Genomic DNA, 17,637 nt, shown 5'->3' on the forward strand with positions numbered 1-17,637 from the left:
CCAAGCTCAGCGCCCTGCAGACCCAGCAGCAGCTGGCGATCCAGTCGCTGTCGATCGCGAACTCCTCTTCGCAGAACATCCTCTCGCTGTTCCGCAGCTAATAGCAGGAGCGCTCGCGGGCGCTTCAAACCGAAAGATCGCCGATCGAAGCCGCGCTCCCCCGAGCGCGGCTTTTTTATGTTTGTTAACTCGGCGTTAACCAAACTCATGTTTTCTGCCGTCAATGAAACGGTATGTTAACCAAGCTTAAGAAGCGGTTAGCGGGCATGAAGCTGATTGCCGTTCCCGGTGGCGGACCGGAGTGTCCTTTTCAATATTTGCCAGCCAAGGACCAATAATTTCATGACCAGCATTTTGACGAACGTCGCGGCAATGTCCGCCCTCCAGACCCTCCGCAGCATCAATGGCAGCCTGGAAGAAACGCAGAGCCGTGTTTCGTCAGGCTACCGCGTCGCGGAAGCCAAGGACAACGCTGCCTATTGGTCTATTGCGACGACGATGCGCTCGGACAACAAGGCGCTGTCGGCCGTCTCCGACGCGCTTGGCCTCGGCGCGGCGAAGGTCGATACCGCATATTCCGCCATGGATAGCGCCATCGATATCGTCAGCGAGATCAAGGCCAAGATCGTAGCCGCAACGGAAAAGGGCGTCGACAAGACCAAGGTTCAGGACGAAATCGCGCAGCTGCAGCAACAGTTGCTGAGTGTTGCGCAATCTGCTTCCTTCTCCGGTGAAAACTGGGTTGCAGGCAATACAACGAAAAGCGTGGTCTCCTCGTTCGTCCGCGACGCGAATGGACAGGTGTCCGTCCAGACGACAGAATATTTCCTCGATGACTCGACCAGCGGCAACGTTCTGTTTGGCATGACGACAACCGGAGCAATCGACACTGCGACTGGTATCATCGGAACCTCCTCGGGCAGCGTTGGCTCGATCTTCAGCATGGACATCACGAGCTTCAGCGACAGCGATATTAACCTGGCATTGACCACCGTGGAAAACGGCCTCAGCGCGCTGACGAAGGCGGGTTCGCAGCTCGGTTCGATCTCCACCCGTATCGATCTTCAGGAAAGCTTCGTTTCGAACCTCAGCGACTCGATCGACTCGGGCGTCGGACGCCTCGTTGACGCTGACATGGAAGAGGAATCGAGCAAGCTGACCGCGCTGCAGACGCAGCAGCAACTGGCGATCCAGTCGCTGTCGATCGCCAACAACAGCGCACAGAACGTCCTCACGCTGTTCAAGGGCTAAGAACGCCGCCAGCCACGAAGTGAGACCGAAAGCCGCGTCGCGAGATGCGGCTTTATCTTTGTTTTTGAAGCGATAATCAAGGTTGCGCGAGGCTTGCGGCACCGACGCCGTAGCCCTTGCGCCGGTCCGGAGCCTTGGTTACCTTCGCTTAACAGTTGATTTGTTTTAGCGACAAACCGGCCTGGAGGATCCAGTCGGGGGCATGACGCCAGCTCAGTCGCTGCCGCTCGCCGGCCTGTCCCGTTTCCCTATTCAGAGCCAGAAAATGACATACAAAATTACCAGCTCGGCACAGGTGAACGCCCTCGCGGCGCTGCGCATCATCAACAAGGACGCCGCAACGGTTCAGCAGCAGGTTTCGTCGGGTTACCGCGTCGAAACGGCTGCGGACGACGCAACCTATTGGTCCTTTGCAAGCGTCATGCGCTCGGACAGCAATTCGCTGCAGAACATTCACGACGCGCTCGGCGTCGGCGCATCGAAGGTCGATACTGCCTATACCTCGATGGACAGCCTGATTGACCAGTTGGGCGAGATCCGCAAGACGCTGCTGACGGCGAAGGAAGCCGGCGTCGACAAGACGAAGCTTAATACCAGCCTCAGCGAGTTGAAGGGACAACTGCAGACGACGGTTCAGTCGACCAGCATCGCCGGCGAGAACTGGCTTCTTAACCGAGATGCCACGCTTCCGACCTCGCGATCCGTGATCGGCGGTTTCGTGCGCGGCGCGAGTGGTGAATACCAGATGCAAACCATCGATTTTCCGGCGGACCAGACCGTCATGATCGATATGACGGACGCCAATCGCGGACTGCTCACGAAAACGGTAGATGCGAACACCCTGAATTCCGACGGCACTGCGACGGCGCGCAACTATTATCTGCTTAGCGCCGGCTCGACGACGCCGGCGACCGGAACGGAAATAAAGCTCGATAGCAATGCGACGTCCGCACAGGTGGACGATATGATCGCAGTGGTCGATTCCCTGTTGTCGACACTGACGGAGACCGCGGCTGGCCTCGGCACGATGAGCGCGCGTATCGGCGATCGCGTTGCCTACACCGCGGACATGTCTGACTTGATCGACAAAGGTGTCGGCGCACTCGTTGACACCGACATGGACGAAACGGCGACCCTTCAGAAGGCGTTGCTTGCGCAACAGCAGATGGGCATTCAGACGATCTCGATCCTGAACACAGCCGCCAGCAAAGTACTGCTACTGCTGCAATAGTGAGGTGAGGCGCGGGTGAGCTTGTTGGGCCTCACCCTTCATCCTCGCGCAAGTTTGATTGCCTAGTTTCGATACAAAGGCGCAGTGCGGAAACCGTGCCTGATGAGTTGTCAGTTCATGATGGGGCGCGGCATGTCGCAGTCTTCTGCAGCGAGAGGGTGGATTCGGTGAGCGCGCTGCTTTCTCGGTATCTCAAGGATTTTGGAGAACCGGCCGTCGCCGCTCCCGTCGTGGATGCGGACGATTTCGCGAACGACTTTGGCGGCTTTGCCGATCTTGCCTCAGAGCCTGTCGTCGATCTCGAAGCAGAGCGCCACAATGCTCACGCCGAGGGCTATGCGGAAGCGACCGCCGTGTTGACGGAGAAGTATGAACTGGAAGCGCAAACGGTCGCCTTTGTTCACCAGCGCGAGGTCGAAGAGCTTCGCGACCGCTACGAGGTTGAGACTGCGGCGCTGGTCGCCTCCCGGCTTGATGCCATGGCGAGCGCGATTGCCGAGCTTGTCAGCGCGACTGTCGCAAGGGCGCTGGCCCCCGTAATGACCGATGTCCTGTCGCAGAAGGCTGCCGTCGATCTCGCCGGCATTCTTCGCGAGGCGGTATTGGAAGGCGATGTCGGCACCGTGACCGTCAAGGGACCTGCCCGGCTGTTCGATGTGTTGAAGGGTACTCTTGGCGAAAAGGCAGGTCTTCTGCGCCACCTTGAAACCGGCGATGTCGACCTGACTGTCGAATTTGGCGACGCCGTCCTTGTGACGCGCATGTCGGCCTGGGCGACGAGCTTGAAGAAAGTTCTGGAATGAGTGAGAGCGAAAACCACCATCACGGCAAGAACGAGATCATCATCGTCAAGCGGCATGGCGGCGGCGATCACGATGGGGCGCATGGCGGCGCCTGGAAGATCGCCTACGCCGACTTCATGACGGCCATGATGGCGTTCTTTCTCGTCATGTGGCTGGTCAACGCCGCGAACGAGGAAACCAAGGCCTCCGTCGCGACCTATTTCAATCCGATCAAGCTCTCCGACGAGAAGCCCACGCAAAAAGGCCTGAAGAAGCCTGTCGATCAGGCGGATGGCGATCAGAATCAGGAGAAGTCGAAGGAAAAGGAGGACAAGCCGAACGAGGGCGCGGCGGCGGCAAACGGCGACGACCAGACCTCGACATCCGGCGACCAAACGAACTACTCCGAAGCCGACTTCTTCGAGAATCCCTATTCGGTCCTGGCAGAAATTGCGCAGGAGGTCGGCCAGCAGGCAAACGTCAGCGCCAAGGGTGAGGGCGGCGCGAGCGACTCCGGTCCTGCAACCGGAGCCGACGGTGGCCAGGCTTATCGTGACCCGTTCGATCCCGACTTCTGGACGAAGCAGGTCGAAGTTACCCATGCCAACAAAAGGCAGCCGGCTTCGAAAGATGTTCCTGCTGATGAAGCAGCGGACGCCACGGAAGTTGCGAAGGCCGAATCCGGGAACCCGGCGGATCTGACGAAGGCGGCGGACGCCGGCGAGAGTCAGGACGCACAAGCCGCAGCGACAGCAGAGGACAAGCCGCAAGCCGAGGCGCAAAAAGCCGTTGGGCAGAAGAAGGCCGAGGACCTGCAAAAGGAAATCGCGCAGCAGATCAGCGGCGTGGCCGGCAAGCTCGCCGAAGGCCTCACGGTTACGGCGTCGGAAGGCGGCCTCTTGGTCAGCATCTCCGATCAGAGCGACGATTCCATGTTCAATATCGGGTCGGCCGTTCCGCGCAAGGAAATGGTGCTCGCAATGGAAAAGATCGGTGAGATCCTGAAGAGCAAGCCGGGCGCAGTCGCCATCCGCGGTCATACGGACGGCCGTCAATACAAGGGTGAAAACGAGAACTGGCGCTTGTCCATGGATCGTGCCCAGGCGGCCTACTACATGGTCGTTCGGGGCGGACTCGACGAAAAACGCGTCTCGCAGGTTTCGGGCTTTGCCGATCGCATGCTGAAGGAGCCGGCCGATCCGTTCAATGCTGCCAACCGGCGCATCGAGATATTGCTGCAGGCGGATCAGGGATAATCCATGGTCCGTCACCACCAACGTCTTCTGCTTTTGCTTTTGGGGCTTGCGGTGAGCCCTGCTACCGGCGTGCACGCGGAAGATCAGGAGGACATTGTCCCTTACAAGATGCTCCGGTCGCTGCAGTTCGTGCAGGATTCCGTCGTGCTCGGGGATCACTCGGCTGCCGAGATGCAGCGCTTCATGCTCGGGACGATCGATCAGCGTCTACGCACGATCGATCCATCGGTTTTCGATGATGAGCGTAATGTCGATGCGGCGCTAATCTACGCGATGAGCGGTGGTAATCCGGAGACCCTCGAATATCTCGTCGCGCGCGACGTGAACGGTCACTTCGACAACCGGGTCAGCGACGTCCTGCGGAAATATCTGAGCGGCAAAGGCCTGCTTGTTGCAAAGAGCCTTGTCGAGACCGCAAACGAATACAAGGACAAGAAAATCGGTCCCTATCTGGCGCTGGTGGGCGGCAACGTCACCATTGCCAAGAGTCCAGTGGAAGCGCTGAAGCTGTATGATCAGGCTCGCCTCTATGCGCCGGGTACGATCGTCGAGGAGGCGGCGCTACGCCGCTCCGTGTCTATCTGCGTCGAAGCAGGGATGGTGGATAAGGGTCTCGACTACTCGCAGCGCTACGTGCGCCGTTTCCTGCATTCGCCATATGCCAGCCAGTTCGCGGATCTTTTTGTCAGCCTGCTGGTCAATCACGATCATGAGGTGAAGCCGGACGACGTTGTTAACATCCTCTCCTTCATGGACGAGGCCAGGCAGCGCGAGGTCTTCCTCCGTATCGCCCGCGCGGCGGCGATCGCCGGCAAGGGCGATCTCGCACGGATGGCCGCGGCGCGCGCCCAGACGCTTGCAGGCGATTCTGATAACGCCTTTGGAGCGCTGGCGGATTTCTACGGCGGCATGGCGGCGATCCCGACCGACAAGATCGATGCGGCCACGAAGAACATCGAATCCATCCCCGAGCAGGAGTTGTCGCCGCGCGACCAGGCCCTCAGAGCCGCGGCAAAAGCTATTGCGGAACAAGTGCTTCGTCCGCCTGAACCGGCAAGCTTGACGCAAGCGACGACCCATAAATCTAATGGCCAAGAAATTACTTCTGAACAGGCTGAAGCGGATCAGGGGGAGGTACCAAACCCAGTTCCAGGTCCCGTTGTGGGAGAATCGGCGGGGGGGCCGCCATCCGATGTTGGGGGACAGCAGGACGCCGACCCGTCATTCAACGCATTCGTGACGTCAAGCCGATCGCAGTTGGATGAGATCGACGGCCTCTTGAACAAAGAGAGTAATTGAGATGATGGACATCAGTGTTTTGGGGGGAGCATCCGGAGCAGGGGCTGCCTCTGGCATTGGCCGCCAGACGGGCAGCGGTGGCGATGCGGATGCAGGCGGGTTCTCCGATGTCCTGAACAAGGCAAGCGGCGGAAAACATGACTCCGCCGAACAGTCCACGACCGGCCAGCAGGCAGGCGACGGCACCGATGGCAGCACATCTCTCGCTGCGCAGGCGCAGATGAAAGAGAAAGCGTCTGGTTCGGCGGACGAAGAAACGAAGACGACGGAACAGAACGGTAAGCCTAAGGGCAAGCACGCTGATGAAGCCGATTTGCGGGATCTTTCGGATAGGCTGGATGATGACGCTGTAACGGTTCGAAAGGGCGCCAAGGAGACGAAGGCCGACGGTGCCGACGACCAGAAGGTCGCCCCGGACGATAGCACGCTGTCTGATGTCCTGAGCTTACTCAAGCAAGTCCAGACGGACGGAACTGCGGCTGCAGCGTTCGCGGCGATGGCAGCCGCGAAGCCGGAAGGCAAGGTATCGACAGAACCGAAAGAAAAGTCCGTTGCCAGCGTCAAAGCCAAGGATGAGATGTCTGTTGACGCAGGTCTGACCGGCGTCGATACAGCCGCGGACGTCCAGCTACCCGGCACTGAGGCCGAAGGCGGTATCGACGCGACGACATTCCGGCTGACCCGTGCCGACGGCCGTGGTCAGTCCATGGACATGCATCTTGGCGTTGACACGGATGCCACCGAGTCCGGCGGCAAGGCTAACATCGAGAGCGTCTCTGTTCTGGATTCGCGCCGCTACATCGGTCTTGCGCAGAACACCAATTCTGCCGCCGTGACGGCCGCCATTTCCGGTGATCAGGAATGGGCGCACGCCATGCAGGCGAGTTCTTCGCTGTCGAACGCTGCTGAGTGGACGAGCACCGGCAAGGTGGTGAATACACTCAAGATCCAGATGAACCCGATCGAACTCGGTCTCGTCACGGCGACGATGCGGCTGCAAGGCGACGCGCTCAACGTCGATTTGAAGGTCGAGACACCAGCTGCCTACCGGCAGCTCAAGGAAGACCACGGGAAGATCATCGAGGCATTGCGCAGCCAGGGCTTCGCGATCGACAACGTGACGATCAGCATGGCGCCAGTCGACCGTTCGGACACGGGCAACCAAGCGACCGCACAGGGCCAGCAGCAGGGCCAGGCGTTTGCCCAGCAAGGCCAAGGCGGGGAGGCGCGTGAGCGCCAAAATCACTCAGGACAGCGAACTGGCGGAGGCTTCAATGGCTCGGGCGAAAGCGGTGTTGAAAGCACTTCTTCTGGCGCCGCTGGCAGTAGTCGCACTGGCGACGTCTACCTCTAGCGCTGAAGCGTCGAACAGCGCCTGCGAGGTGGAGATTCAAGCCGCCGCACTGAAATACGGTATTCCGGAAGGCATACTCTATTCCGTGGGTCTGACCGAAACCGGGCGCAAGGGATCCCTCTACCCTTACGCGCTGAACATCGAAGGCAAAGCCTTCTTTCCGCCCTCCGAGCAGGATGCTCTGAGGCAGGTCGATGTGGCGCGCCGATCGGGCGCGAAGCTCATCGACATCGGCTGCATGCAGATCAACCAATACTACCATGGTGAGAATTTCCGGTCCGCGGAGGAGATGTTCGACCCCCGCCGCAACGTGGAATACGCGGCAAGGTTCCTGCGCAATCTCCACGACCGACACGAAACCTGGACGATGGCAGTGGCCCGCTATCACGCCGGCCCCAACAATGACCCTGCCCAGAAGCAGTATGTCTGCCGGGTCATCGCCAATCTGGTCGCCACCGGCTACGGCAAATGGACTCGCAATGCGAGCACCTTCTGTCAAAATTGATTCAATCAAAACTAGCAGAAAACAGAACAAAACAGAAATGTGTCATATTGTGGCGAGAATCTGTCTCAATATGGCAAGGCAAATCACATTTTAGACCTTGTTAACTTTTCCACGAAATTTTTGTGTGCATAATTTCGGACCGCTACTACATCTAGATCAAATCGCGCCTCAATTCTTAATCAACTATTAATTCCTGCCAGTAAGTTCCTACAGCTTGTCCCGGAATCGCGCGATTCGTACCCATAGAGCATCGAGGTACCACAAGTGATTCGGAGGCGGACGAATGATCGTAGTGGTTGATGAGCGTGAGCTCGTGAAAGATGGTTACACTTCACTTTTTGGGCGGGAAGGCATTCCTTCCACAGGGTTTGATCCACGTGAATTTGGCGAATGGGTTCAGACGGCGGCGGACGCTGATGTCGCGGCCGTCGAGGCGTTCCTGATCGGCCAGGGGCAGCAGACTTTCGAGCTGCCGCGCGCGATCCGTGACCGTACCATGGCGCCGGTTATCGCAGTCAGCGATCAGCCGTCGCTGGAAAACACCCTTGCACTTTTTGATTGTGGCGTCGATGACGTCGTGCGCAAGCCTGTGCATCCCCGCGAGATCCTGGCAAGAGCCGCCGCCATTCGGCGCCGACTGAAAGCGATTTCCAGCCACACGGATATCGGTGCGATCCGCGTGTTCTCCGACGGCCGCGATCCGGAAATTCACGGTGAGGTTTTTGCGCTCCCCCGTCGCGAGCGTCGCATCCTTGAGTACTTGATTGCAAACCGCGGTCGTCGTGTCACCAAGACGCAGATCTTCAACGCGATCTACGGGATTTTCGACGACGAAGTCGAAGAAAACGTGGTTGAAAGCCATATTTCCAAGCTGCGCAAGAAGCTCCGGAAGAAGCTGGGCTTCGATCCGGTCGATTCGAAGCGCTTCCTTGGCTATTGCATTGACTGGAACTGATTTTTTCAGAACGGGCCGCGTTGCCTGAACCTGGTCGCTGCATTCTCGCGACATTGGTTCAACGCCAGACAGCCTCACGCAAGGCCCACCAAATACTCTCAAGCCTACTAAGGGAATCGAGGTTTTCAGATGAGCATTTTTGGCAGCATGAAGACGGCCGTGTCCGGCATGAACGCCCAGGCAAACCGCCTCAGCACCGTCGCCGATAACATCGCGAACGCAAACACGACGGGCTACAAGTCCGTTTCGACCGCTTTCTCGTCGCTGGTCCTGCCATCGACCTCGGGTAACTATAATTCGGGCGGCGTCCAGACATCCGTTCGCCAGTCGGTTTCGGAACAGGGCGACATCTCCTACACGACATCAGGCTACGACCTGGCGATCTCGGGCGACGGCTTCTTCATCGTTCAGAGCCCGGACGGCGTTCCGGTTCTGACCCGCGCCGGCGATTTCACCAAAGACCCCGAAGGCAACCTGGTCAATTCCGCCGGCTTCAAGCTGATGGGTTATTCTTACGACGCTGGCGCGCCGGCCGTCGTCGTCAACGGTTTCTCGGGACTCGTGCCGATCAACGTCAACCAGTCCGGCTTGACGGCCATCGCTTCGACGACCGGTACCTTTACCGGCAACTTGAACTCCAATGCCAACGTCGCAACTGGCAACCTTCCGTCTTCCAACACGGCGCCGATCACAGCTGACACGAAGCAGATGTCGATGGTTGGTTACGACAAGCTCGGCAACACGGTTCAGTACGATTTCTACTTCACCAAGACGGCCGTGACGACGCCCCCGCCGGCAGCTCCGGGTGTTGCGAGCACGTGGGAGGTTGCAGTCTTCCGTCATGACGATGCGGCAACAGGTGGAACCTCATCATTTCCGTACACTTCGACGCCGGGTCCGGCTCTCGTTGGCTCGACAAATTTGACGTTCGATGCCAACGGCAAGATGGTAAGCACTGGCGCCCTCACCATCGCCGATCCCGTCACCACCGGTTCGATCGCCATGGACCTCAGCGGTTTCACGCAGCTCGCCGCTGATTTTGCAGGTAGCGGCACGCCGAACGGCCAGGCCGCCAGCCCGGTCAAGGATGTCACGATCGATAAGGACGGCACGGTATATGCCAAGTATGCGGATGGCACGTCGAAGCCGCTCTACCGCATTCCGCTAGCGACCGTCGCCAGCCCGGACAACATGACGCTGATGAGCGGCAACGTTTATAGCGCAAACGGCCAGTCCGGCGTGACGGTCACCGGCTTCCCGCAGACCAACGGTTTCGGCACGATCCAGGCGGGAGCACTTGAAAGCTCGAACGTCGACCTCGCCGGCGAACTGACCGAAATGATCGAGTCGCAGCGCAGCTACACTGCCAATTCCAAGGTGTTCCAGACGGGGTCCGACATCATGGACGTCCTCGTCAACCTCAAGAGATAAGTAGGGTTCGGATAAGCCATGTCGCTCACTTCCGCACTGAATACCGCGCAGAGCATATTCAGCAACACCGGCACTCAAAGCAGTGTGGTGTCGAACAATATCTCGAACTCCAGCAACAGCGACTACGTGCGCCGGCAGGCGATGATCACCACGTCGCTGAATGGAGCGCAGGTTGTGAAGATCAGCCGCGCGCAAGAAGACGCGCTAATGCGTCAGTGGCTGAAGGCGAGTGCGCAAGACAGTGGCCAGCAGACGCTGCTTGGTGGTCTGACCGACCTGAAATCGATCATGGGCGGCAACGACTACGAGACGTCGCCGGCCAACTACCTGGCGACGTTCCGCGAAAAGCTGCAGGCTTTCCGCACATCGCCAAGCAGCACCATTGCCGCGCAAAGCGCAGTCACGGCTGCGCAGGACGTCGCCAATTCGCTGAACAACGCGACGAAATCCGTGCAGGCGGTACGCCTGGGCGCCGACAAGGAAATTGCAACGCAGGTTTCGACGCTCAATACGCTGCTCGCGCAGTTCAAGACGGCGAACGATGCCGTCAAGAGCGAAACGGCAACCGGTGGTAACCCTGCCGATGCGCTGGACGAACGCGACAAGCTGCTGAAGCAGATTTCTTCGATTGTCGGTGTCAACGCCGTCGACCGTCAAAACGGCGACATGGCGCTCTATACGACGGACGGAACCGTCGTGTTCGACACCATTCCGCGAACGGTTACTTTCGTCGCGCAGGACACTTACACCGCCCAGACAAAGGGCAACGGCGTCTACATCGACGGCGTGCTGCTCGGCAGTGGCAAAGGGTCGACAACGACGGCGCAGGGAAGCCTGCAGTCACTGCTACAAGTGCGCGATGACATCGCAACGACGTTCCAGTCGCAGCTCGATGAGATCGCAAAGTCTCTCGTGACGATGTTCTCGGAGACCGGCGGCACTCCCACTACGACACAGCCAGGTCTTTTCGTCTGGAAGACGGCGACCGGAGCAACTGGCGGCACACCGACGACCACAGGCGTGATCGATGGCATCGCGGGTACGATTGCGGTCAATGCCGCCGTCATCACCAACCAGGGCGGCGACCCGATGAAATTGCGTGACGGCACGATCACCGGCCTCACGAATCTCAATCCGACGGGCAGCAGCGGTTTCTCCGACAATCTCGATGCGCTCTACACGGCGATGGGCGCGGCCCAGACCTTCTCGTCGACCGCCGGCATCTCGTCCAACGTGAACATCATGGACTACGCCTCCAATTCGATCGGATGGCTCGAGCAGTATCGAAGCGATGCGACGACTGCGTCCGAGAATACGGCAGCGGCGCTCTCGCGTTCGACGGAAGCTTATTCCAACGAGACCGGCGTCAATCTCGACGAAGAACTGACCCTGCTCCTCGACATCGAGCAGTCCTACAAGGCGGCCACCAAGATCCTAAACGCTGTCGATGAAATGTTGAAGTCATTGCTAGACATAGCGAGTTAAGCCATGAAAAGTTCATTTATTTCTAGTTCGGCCATTCAGAACGCAATGCGATTGACGATCCGCCAGTCGCAGAAGCAATTGGTAACCGCGTCTCTCGAGGCGACGACGGGCGTTTACGCCGACATCGGCGCCTCCCTGGGCTCTGGTGCAGCCAAGAGCGTGAATTTCACAGCTGAGGTCAGCCGCATCAAGGCCCTCAAGGGCAGCAATTCCATCGTATCGGCGCGTCTCGAAGCTTCGCAGCTCGGCCTCAACAGTATGAAGACGGCCGGCGACGCACTGGTCTCCAAGCTGACCGCGCTTCAGGGAAGCCAGGACAAGACCAGCATCGCGGTGGCCATGCAATCTGCCGGCGACGCGCTTTCGCAGCTGATGGACACGGGCAATTCGATGCTCAACGGCGAGTACCTGTTCTCGGGTATCAACACTGATGTGCAGCCGCTCACCAACCAACAGAATGCCGCAACGACCGCCATTCAGACGAACCTCGAAGCCTACGCGAGCGGCCTGGGCAAGCCGGTAAGCTCTTTGACCGGCGCCGAGATGGGCACCTTCATCACGAACGTCGTTGAGCCGATGTTCTCCCAGGACACGTTCAACGGCACCTCCACACCGGTTGCATTCCCGCCGCCCGGCGCACCGACCCCGGTTGCACCCGCGGCCTACGTCACGCCGCCGGCCTGGAGCGATTGGTCGGCTGCTTCGAACCAGAACATGACGAGCCGCATCAGCAACTCTGAAGTCGTCACGTCGTCGACCAATTCCAACTCGGACGGCATGCGCTACTTCGCGCTGGCTTCGATCACAGTGTCGGCGCTGGCCAGCCAAAATCTGGGCGCCGACGCACTGAGCAAGGTCACCTCCACGGCGATCGGCTATGCCGCGCAGGCCACGACCGGCATCGTGACCCAGGCGAGCCAACTCGGCCTTTCGCAGGAGCGCGTCGAGAAGGCCAATGACGCTCTCGATGCACAGTCGAGCATTCTTCAGAACAAGCTCGTCGATCTTCAGGGCGTGGATACGTCGGAAGCGTCGACGCTGGTCAATACCCTCCAGACTCAGCTGGAGACCGCCTACACCATCGTATCGAAAATCCAGCAGTTGAGTCTCGTGAATTACCTTTGATGATCAAAGGTACGAAAGACAAAGAAGGATGCATGAATGTATCAGTTCTCTTACTCCGAGATCATGGAGGACTCGGTGGCCGATGCGAAGGAACGGGAGCGTCAAGTTCTCGACCGGTCCATAGAGCTGCTGTCGATTGCGCGAGACAAAGAGAAATACAGCCGGGAAGCCATTGATGCATTGTTCTACACCCGGCGCGTTTGGGTAAGTTTTATCGAGGATCTCAAGCATCCGGACAACCAGCTTGAAATCCAATTGCGGGCCAACCTCATCTCCATCGCGATCTGGATCTTGAAGGAGTGCGATCGGATCAGGCGCCGGCAATCGACAAACTACCAAGGCATTATCGACGTTACCACCATCATCAGGGATGGACTAAAATGAAAAGCACACTTCGTATCTCGCTAAAAGCCGGGGAAAAGATCTTCATCAACGGTGCGGTCCTGCGCGTCGATCGCAAGGTCGCGCTGGAATTCCTGAATGATGTAACATTCCTTCTCGAAAACCACGTCCTCCAGCCGGAAGACGCCACGACGCCGCTGCGCCAGCTCTATTTCATCGCGCAGATGATCCTCATCAATCCGGAAGGCAAGGATCAGTCGACCGCGATGTTCCGCAAGTCGATCACGATGCTGCTGACCTGCTTCAAGAACGAGGAAGTCCTCGCCGAACTGAAGCGCGTTGACGGTCTCGTTTCGACCGGCCGCGCCTTCGACGCCCTGAAGGCGATCCGCGGTCTCTATCCGATCGAGGATAGCATTCTCAACAACCAAGAAATGCACCCGACGATGGTCGAGCAGATTCGCAAGGAGATCGCACCATGGCGGTAGACGGCGTCTCAAACGTCAATAGTTCTTCGTCGTCGAGCACCTCGAGCGCGCAACAGAAGGCGACGCTCAACTACGACAACTTCCTGCAGCTCCTCATCGCGCAGATGAAAAACCAGGATCCGACGGATCCGGTGGACGCGAGCGAACAGATGTCGCAGCTGGCGAGCTTCTCGCAGGTCGAGCAGACGATCCAGACGAACAGCAAGCTGGACACGCTGCTGGCGAGCTCCAGCCTGACGCAGGCTGGCAGCTACATCGGCAAGTACATGACCAGCGCTGACGGCAGCGTGAAGGGCACGGTTGCGTCGGTGAAGGTTTATTCCGACGGCATCATTGCGACGACGACGGATGGCGGTAGTATTCTCGTTCAGGCGGGAATCACCCTGGCCGACAAGGCTCCGACGACGACCGACACATCGTCTTCGAGCTAGTTGAAATGACAAGGCGGTTCGGCCACACCGGACGGACCGCAAGGCGATATGAGGTTGCCTGCAATGAATGAAGCTGATGCACTTGACCTATTCCAGGCAGCGATCTGGACCGTTCTTGTTTCCGCCGGCCCGGCGGTCGCAGCGGCCATGATCGTCGGTCTGATCATCGCGCTGTTCCAGGCGCTGACGCAGGTTCAAGAAGCGACACTCACCTTCGTTCCGAAGATCGTGGCCGTCCTCGTCACCATCGGCATCTCGGCTCCGTTCGTCGGATCGCAGATTTCGATTTTCACCAATCTGGTGTTTTCGCGCATTCAGTCAGGTTTCTGAGCCACTTTCGCGCAAGCTTCGCCATTTAAGTCTCGTTCCGAATTGGTGGGCATCATGCCCGCACCTCTCATGAAGAGACGGAATCGAAATGGCGCAACCTCCTGCACTCCCCCTCCCGAAAGCCGGACTTAGCGTACGTGATATCGGTTTTGCCATGGGCATCATCGTTATTATCTGCGTGCTCTTCCTGCCGATCCCGCCGTTCTTGATCGATATGGGACTGGCCTTCTCGATCGCCTTCTCGGTGCTGATCCTGATGGTGGCGCTGTGGATCCAGAAGCCGCTCGATTTCTCGTCCTTCCCGACCATTCTTCTGATCGCGACCATGACGCGATTGGCGCTGAACATCGCGACGACGCGCGTCATCCTATCGCATGGCAACGAGGGTCATGATGCCGCCGGCGGTGTCATCGCGGGCTTTGCCAGCCTTGTCATGTCCGGCGACTTCGTGATCGGTCTGATCGTCTTTTTGATCCTGATCACCATCAACTTCATCGTTATCACCAAGGGTGCTACGCGTATCGCGGAAGTCGGCGCGCGCTTCACCCTCGATGCGATCCCCGGCAAGCAGATGTCGATCGACGCCGACCTTTCGGCCGGCATCATCGACGAGAAGGAAGCACAGCGCCGCCGCAAGGAGCTGGAAGAGGAAAGCTCCTTCTTCGGCGCCATGGACGGTGCGTCCAAGTTCGTTCGCGGCGACGCGATTGCCGGCTTGCTGATCACTTGCATCAACGTCTTCGGCGGCATCATCATCGGTTACTTCCGCCATGGAATGCCGATCTCCGAAGCCGCCGACGTCTTCGTCAAGCTCTCGGTTGGTGACGGTCTCGTTTCGCAGATGCCGGCCCTCATCGTTTCTCTCGCAGCCGGCCTTCTCGTGTCGCGCGGCGGCACCGTCGGTTCCACCGAACAGGCAGTCGTCAACCAGCTCAGCGGTTATCCGCGGGCGCTTTCTGTTTCTGCGGTTCTGATGGCGATCCTCGGCCTGATGCCGGGTCTCCCATTTGTGCCCTTCATGTTCCTGTCCGGTCTTCTGGCCTTTGGTGCCTGGTTCATTCCCCGCCAGGTCGAGGCGGAGAACAGGGCTCGCCGCGAGCTGGAAGAAAAGAAGGTCATCCAGAACAAGGAACTCGAAAAGGATTCCGTCAAGTCGGTGCTGCGCACATCGGAAATCGAGCTCGCGCTCGGCAAGATGGTGTCGACACGCCTGCTCGGCGCTCACCAGGAGCTTGCCTTCCGCGTCGGCAAGATGCGCAAGAAGTTCGCGACGCAGTACGGTTTCGTTGTTCCGGAGATCAAGGTCACGGACGATATCGGCATTGCCGAGAAGTCCTATCAGATCCGAATCCACGGCACGACGGTCGCGTCCAACCTGCTGCGCGTTGGCGAAGTTCTTGTTGTCACCGGCTCCGGCCGCAAGCCAAGCATTCCGGGCGACGAGATTCGCGAACCAGCCTTCGGCATGCCGGCGGTTTCCATACTCGAAGCATTCGCCGACGATCTGAAGCGCGAGGGTTTCCAGCCGATCGACAACGTTTCTGTCGTCCTGACGCATATGAGCGAAGTCATCCGCAACAATCTGCCGGCGCTCCTGTCGTACAAGGATGTGAAGGTCCTGATCGACAGGCTCGATCCGGAATACAAGAAGCTGGCGGACGAGATCTGCTCGTCGCACATGTCCTATTCCGGCCTGCAGGCCGTGCTGAAATTGCTCCTCGCCGAGCGTGTGTCGATCCGCAACCTGCACCTCATCCTGGAAGCCGTCGCCGAACTCGCGCCGCATGTCCGCAAGACCGAGCAGATTGTCGAGCATGTGCGTGTTCGCATGGCGCAGCAGCTTTGCGGCGATCTCGCGGACAACGGCGTGCTTCGCGTGCTGCGACTCGGCAGCAAGTGGGATCTCGCCTTCCATCAGGCGCTGAAGCGCGACAACAAGGGCGAGATCATCGAGTTCGACATCGACCCGCGCATGCTCGAAGAGTTCAGCGAGCAAGCGACAAAAGTTATCCGTGAATTCATGGATCGCGGCCTGCCGTTCGCCCTTGTCACCTCGCCGGAAACACGCTCCTATGTGCGCATGATCATCGAACGATTGTTCGCAACGCTCCCGGTCCTGTCGCATGTCGAGCTGGCCAAGGGCATCGAGATAAAGATTCTGGGCTCCATTTCATGATAACAGACCCGCAAGGGACCGTCCTGGCGCTGTTCCTGATCTTCTGCAGGATCGGCGGCTGTGTTCTGGTGATGCCCGGCTTTTCGTCTGCCCGTGTCGCACCGCACTTGCGGGTTTTCATTGCAGCTGCCTTATCCCTTGCGATCCTTCCAGTGCTCTGGGAAACGGTCTATCCGATCGTCCACACCTCGAACGCCACCTATATTGGCTACATTTTCAGCGAGTCGCTGGTTGGCGTCATGTACGGCATGCTTGCTCGGCTTTACACGCTCGGCCTGCAGTTCGCAGCCAGCGTGATTGCGATGATGGTCGGCTACACTCAACCGAGCGCGGGCGATATCTTCGAAGATTCCCCGGAAAGCAGCCTTTCAGGCTTCATCACCTTTGCCGGTATGATGATCCTGTTCATGATGGACTTTCATCACGTCGTCTTCCGGGCATTGGTCGATTCCTACACGTCGATGCCCTTCGGAGGCATCCTGCAGATGCGCAGCACGCTGATATCGTTCACGGACACGCTGTCATCGACATTCATGATCATGCTGCGGCTCTCAAGCCCCTTCCTGATCTACGGCCTGATGTTCAACATCGCGATCGGCTTCATCAACAAGCTGGCGCCGCAGATTCCGGTGTATTTCATTTCGACGCCCTATCTGCTTCTCGGCGGCCTGTTCCTGTTCTATTTCTCAGTGGCGGCGCTGGTCAGCCAGTTCGGCCAATCCTTCGCCAGCGTGTTCATCGGCAGGTAGCGACATGGTAGACAAGACGCGCTCACAGAAACTGAAACGCCTCGTGGCGGTTCAACGTCATCTGGAGCAGATGGCTGAATTCGACCTTGCCGAAACGAGCCGTCAGCGGTCGGAAGTCAACGAGCAAATGGACAGCGTCATCCTGGCGCTCGGCTCCATGGACCCGGTCCATCATGCCTTCTCGCAAAGCTATGCGGATCGCTTCAACCGATTGGGGATCAAGGACAAGCAGCTGATCGGCATGCAGCAGATTCACGAAATGCGCGTTGTTCAGGAACGCGCCAAGGGCGATCGCCTGGAAGACGGCATGCGTGAGGCGCTCGAGGCCGAGCGCCGCGAAGCCGCCGACAACGCAGTCTATGATCTCATCGATCAAAAATTCGGTACGCCAGCCTCCAGCAAGCTTCAAAAATCATAATCGTCACAATCTTAATCAAGAGGATTGTG

Annotated in this window: 18 protein-coding genes and 1 pseudogene; all 19 read left to right on the top strand. The window is 58.7% G+C overall.

All coding sequences use genetic code 11. The annotated features are described in order from the left end of the window. A pseudogene (locus C934_RS34650) lies at positions 1-101 on the top strand (flagellin); the annotation flags it as partial. Between the two features lie 241 nt (positions 102-342). Next, on the top strand, positions 343-1,251 hold the full coding sequence (locus C934_RS0111095; RefSeq protein ID WP_018856795.1) for a flagellin N-terminal helical domain-containing protein: 909 nt from the start codon (positions 343-345) through the stop codon (positions 1,249-1,251). Between the two features lie 265 nt (positions 1,252-1,516). Continuing rightward, the gene (locus C934_RS0111100) at positions 1,517-2,482 is read left to right on the top strand and encodes a flagellin N-terminal helical domain-containing protein (RefSeq protein WP_026371743.1); all 966 of its coding nucleotides are present in this window, start codon (positions 1,517-1,519) and stop codon (positions 2,480-2,482) included. 167 nt (positions 2,483-2,649) lie between these two features. Next, on the top strand, positions 2,650-3,285 hold the full coding sequence (locus tag C934_RS0111105; protein ID WP_025659528.1) for a hypothetical protein: 636 nt from the start codon (positions 2,650-2,652) through the stop codon (positions 3,283-3,285). After that, positions 3,282-4,520, top strand: a complete 1,239-nt coding sequence (locus C934_RS0111110; protein ID WP_018856798.1) for a MotB family protein — start codon at positions 3,282-3,284, stop codon at positions 4,518-4,520. Before C934_RS0111105 ends, C934_RS0111110 begins: the two co-directional genes overlap by 4 nt. A gap of 3 nt (positions 4,521-4,523) precedes the next feature. Next, positions 4,524-5,819 carry a chemotaxis protein MotC gene (motC, locus tag C934_RS0111115; protein ID WP_018856799.1) on the top strand — a complete coding sequence of 432 codons (1,296 nt, stop codon included), beginning with the start codon at positions 4,524-4,526 and terminating at the stop codon, positions 5,817-5,819. A 1-nt stretch (position 5,820) separates the two neighbouring features. Then, the gene (gene fliK, locus C934_RS0111120; protein WP_018856800.1) at positions 5,821-7,173 is read left to right on the top strand and encodes a flagellar hook-length control protein FliK; all 1,353 of its coding nucleotides are present in this window, start codon (positions 5,821-5,823) and stop codon (positions 7,171-7,173) included. Further along, the gene (locus tag C934_RS0111125) at positions 7,115-7,678 is read left to right on the top strand and encodes a lytic transglycosylase domain-containing protein (RefSeq protein ID WP_025659524.1); all 564 of its coding nucleotides are present in this window, start codon (positions 7,115-7,117) and stop codon (positions 7,676-7,678) included. The genes fliK and C934_RS0111125 overlap by 59 nt, the downstream gene beginning before the upstream one ends. Positions 7,679-7,961: 283 nt before the next feature. Further along, positions 7,962-8,633 carry a transcriptional activator Rem gene (gene rem, locus C934_RS0111130; protein ID WP_018856802.1) on the top strand — a complete coding sequence of 224 codons (672 nt, stop codon included), beginning with the start codon at positions 7,962-7,964 and terminating at the stop codon, positions 8,631-8,633. A 129-nt stretch (positions 8,634-8,762) separates the two neighbouring features. After that, positions 8,763-10,064, top strand: coding sequence for a flagellar hook protein FlgE (locus C934_RS0111135; protein WP_018856803.1), 1,302 nt, complete (start codon positions 8,763-8,765; stop codon positions 10,062-10,064). Positions 10,065-10,082: 18 nt separating this feature from the next. Continuing rightward, entirely contained in the window at positions 10,083-11,549 is a 1,467-nt protein-coding gene (gene flgK, locus C934_RS0111140; protein ID WP_018856804.1) for a flagellar hook-associated protein FlgK, read from the top strand. Between the two features lie 3 nt (positions 11,550-11,552). After that, positions 11,553-12,674 carry a flagellar hook-associated family protein gene (locus C934_RS0111145; RefSeq protein ID WP_026371744.1) on the top strand — a complete coding sequence of 374 codons (1,122 nt, stop codon included), beginning with the start codon at positions 11,553-11,555 and terminating at the stop codon, positions 12,672-12,674. A 36-nt stretch (positions 12,675-12,710) separates the two neighbouring features. Then, on the top strand, positions 12,711-13,058 hold the full coding sequence (flaF, locus tag C934_RS0111150) for a flagellar biosynthesis regulator FlaF (protein ID WP_007530128.1): 348 nt from the start codon (positions 12,711-12,713) through the stop codon (positions 13,056-13,058). Next, positions 13,055-13,504, top strand: a complete 450-nt coding sequence (flbT, locus tag C934_RS0111155) for a flagellar biosynthesis repressor FlbT (RefSeq protein WP_018856806.1) — start codon at positions 13,055-13,057, stop codon at positions 13,502-13,504. Before flaF ends, flbT begins: the two co-directional genes overlap by 4 nt. Beyond that, on the top strand, positions 13,495-13,935 hold the full coding sequence (flgD, locus tag C934_RS0111160) for a flagellar hook assembly protein FlgD (protein ID WP_018856807.1): 441 nt from the start codon (positions 13,495-13,497) through the stop codon (positions 13,933-13,935). The genes flbT and flgD overlap by 10 nt, the downstream gene beginning before the upstream one ends. A gap of 63 nt (positions 13,936-13,998) precedes the next feature. Beyond that, entirely contained in the window at positions 13,999-14,265 is a 267-nt protein-coding gene (gene fliQ / locus C934_RS0111165) for a flagellar biosynthesis protein FliQ (protein WP_018856808.1), read from the top strand. Between the two features lie 88 nt (positions 14,266-14,353). Continuing rightward, entirely contained in the window at positions 14,354-16,441 is a 2,088-nt protein-coding gene (gene flhA, locus C934_RS0111170) for a flagellar biosynthesis protein FlhA (RefSeq protein ID WP_026371745.1), read from the top strand. Continuing rightward, positions 16,438-17,190 (top strand): flagellar biosynthetic protein FliR, encoded by a 753-nt coding sequence (gene fliR, locus C934_RS0111175; RefSeq protein ID WP_018856810.1) that lies wholly within the window; start codon positions 16,438-16,440, stop codon positions 17,188-17,190. The genes flhA and fliR overlap by 4 nt, the downstream gene beginning before the upstream one ends. A gap of 4 nt (positions 17,191-17,194) precedes the next feature. Next, positions 17,195-17,608, top strand: coding sequence for a hypothetical protein (locus C934_RS0111180; RefSeq protein WP_018856811.1), 414 nt, complete (start codon positions 17,195-17,197; stop codon positions 17,606-17,608). The last annotated feature ends 29 nt before the right edge of the window (positions 17,609-17,637 follow it).

It is taken from the genome of Rhizobium sp. 42MFCr.1, from assembly GCF_000377185.1.
GTDB classification, from domain to species: domain Bacteria; phylum Pseudomonadota; class Alphaproteobacteria; order Rhizobiales; family Rhizobiaceae; genus Rhizobium; species Rhizobium altiplani.

Coding starts and splice junctions, on each gene's coding strand:
- flbT (WP_018856806.1), top strand. CDS start 13,055: ATGAAAAGCACACTTCGTATCTCGCTAAAAGCCGGGGAAAAGATCTTC.
- fliR (WP_018856810.1), top strand. CDS start 16,438: ATGATAACAGACCCGCAAGGGACCGTCCTGGCGCTGTTCCTGATCTTC.
- fliQ (WP_018856808.1), top strand. CDS start 13,999: ATGAATGAAGCTGATGCACTTGACCTATTCCAGGCAGCGATCTGGACC.
- flgK (WP_018856804.1), top strand. CDS start 10,083: ATGTCGCTCACTTCCGCACTGAATACCGCGCAGAGCATATTCAGCAAC.
- C934_RS0111110 (WP_018856798.1), top strand. CDS start 3,282: ATGAGTGAGAGCGAAAACCACCATCACGGCAAGAACGAGATCATCATC.
- C934_RS0111095 (WP_018856795.1), top strand. CDS start 343: ATGACCAGCATTTTGACGAACGTCGCGGCAATGTCCGCCCTCCAGACC.
- C934_RS0111145 (WP_026371744.1), top strand. CDS start 11,553: ATGAAAAGTTCATTTATTTCTAGTTCGGCCATTCAGAACGCAATGCGA.
- C934_RS0111180 (WP_018856811.1), top strand. CDS start 17,195: ATGGTAGACAAGACGCGCTCACAGAAACTGAAACGCCTCGTGGCGGTT.
- flgD (WP_018856807.1), top strand. CDS start 13,495: ATGGCGGTAGACGGCGTCTCAAACGTCAATAGTTCTTCGTCGTCGAGC.
- rem (WP_018856802.1), top strand. CDS start 7,962: ATGATCGTAGTGGTTGATGAGCGTGAGCTCGTGAAAGATGGTTACACT.
- motC (WP_018856799.1), top strand. CDS start 4,524: ATGGTCCGTCACCACCAACGTCTTCTGCTTTTGCTTTTGGGGCTTGCG.
- flaF (WP_007530128.1), top strand. CDS start 12,711: ATGTATCAGTTCTCTTACTCCGAGATCATGGAGGACTCGGTGGCCGAT.
- C934_RS0111135 (WP_018856803.1), top strand. CDS start 8,763: ATGAGCATTTTTGGCAGCATGAAGACGGCCGTGTCCGGCATGAACGCC.
- fliK (WP_018856800.1), top strand. CDS start 5,821: ATGATGGACATCAGTGTTTTGGGGGGAGCATCCGGAGCAGGGGCTGCC.
- flhA (WP_026371745.1), top strand. CDS start 14,354: ATGGCGCAACCTCCTGCACTCCCCCTCCCGAAAGCCGGACTTAGCGTA.
- C934_RS0111100 (WP_026371743.1), top strand. CDS start 1,517: ATGACATACAAAATTACCAGCTCGGCACAGGTGAACGCCCTCGCGGCG.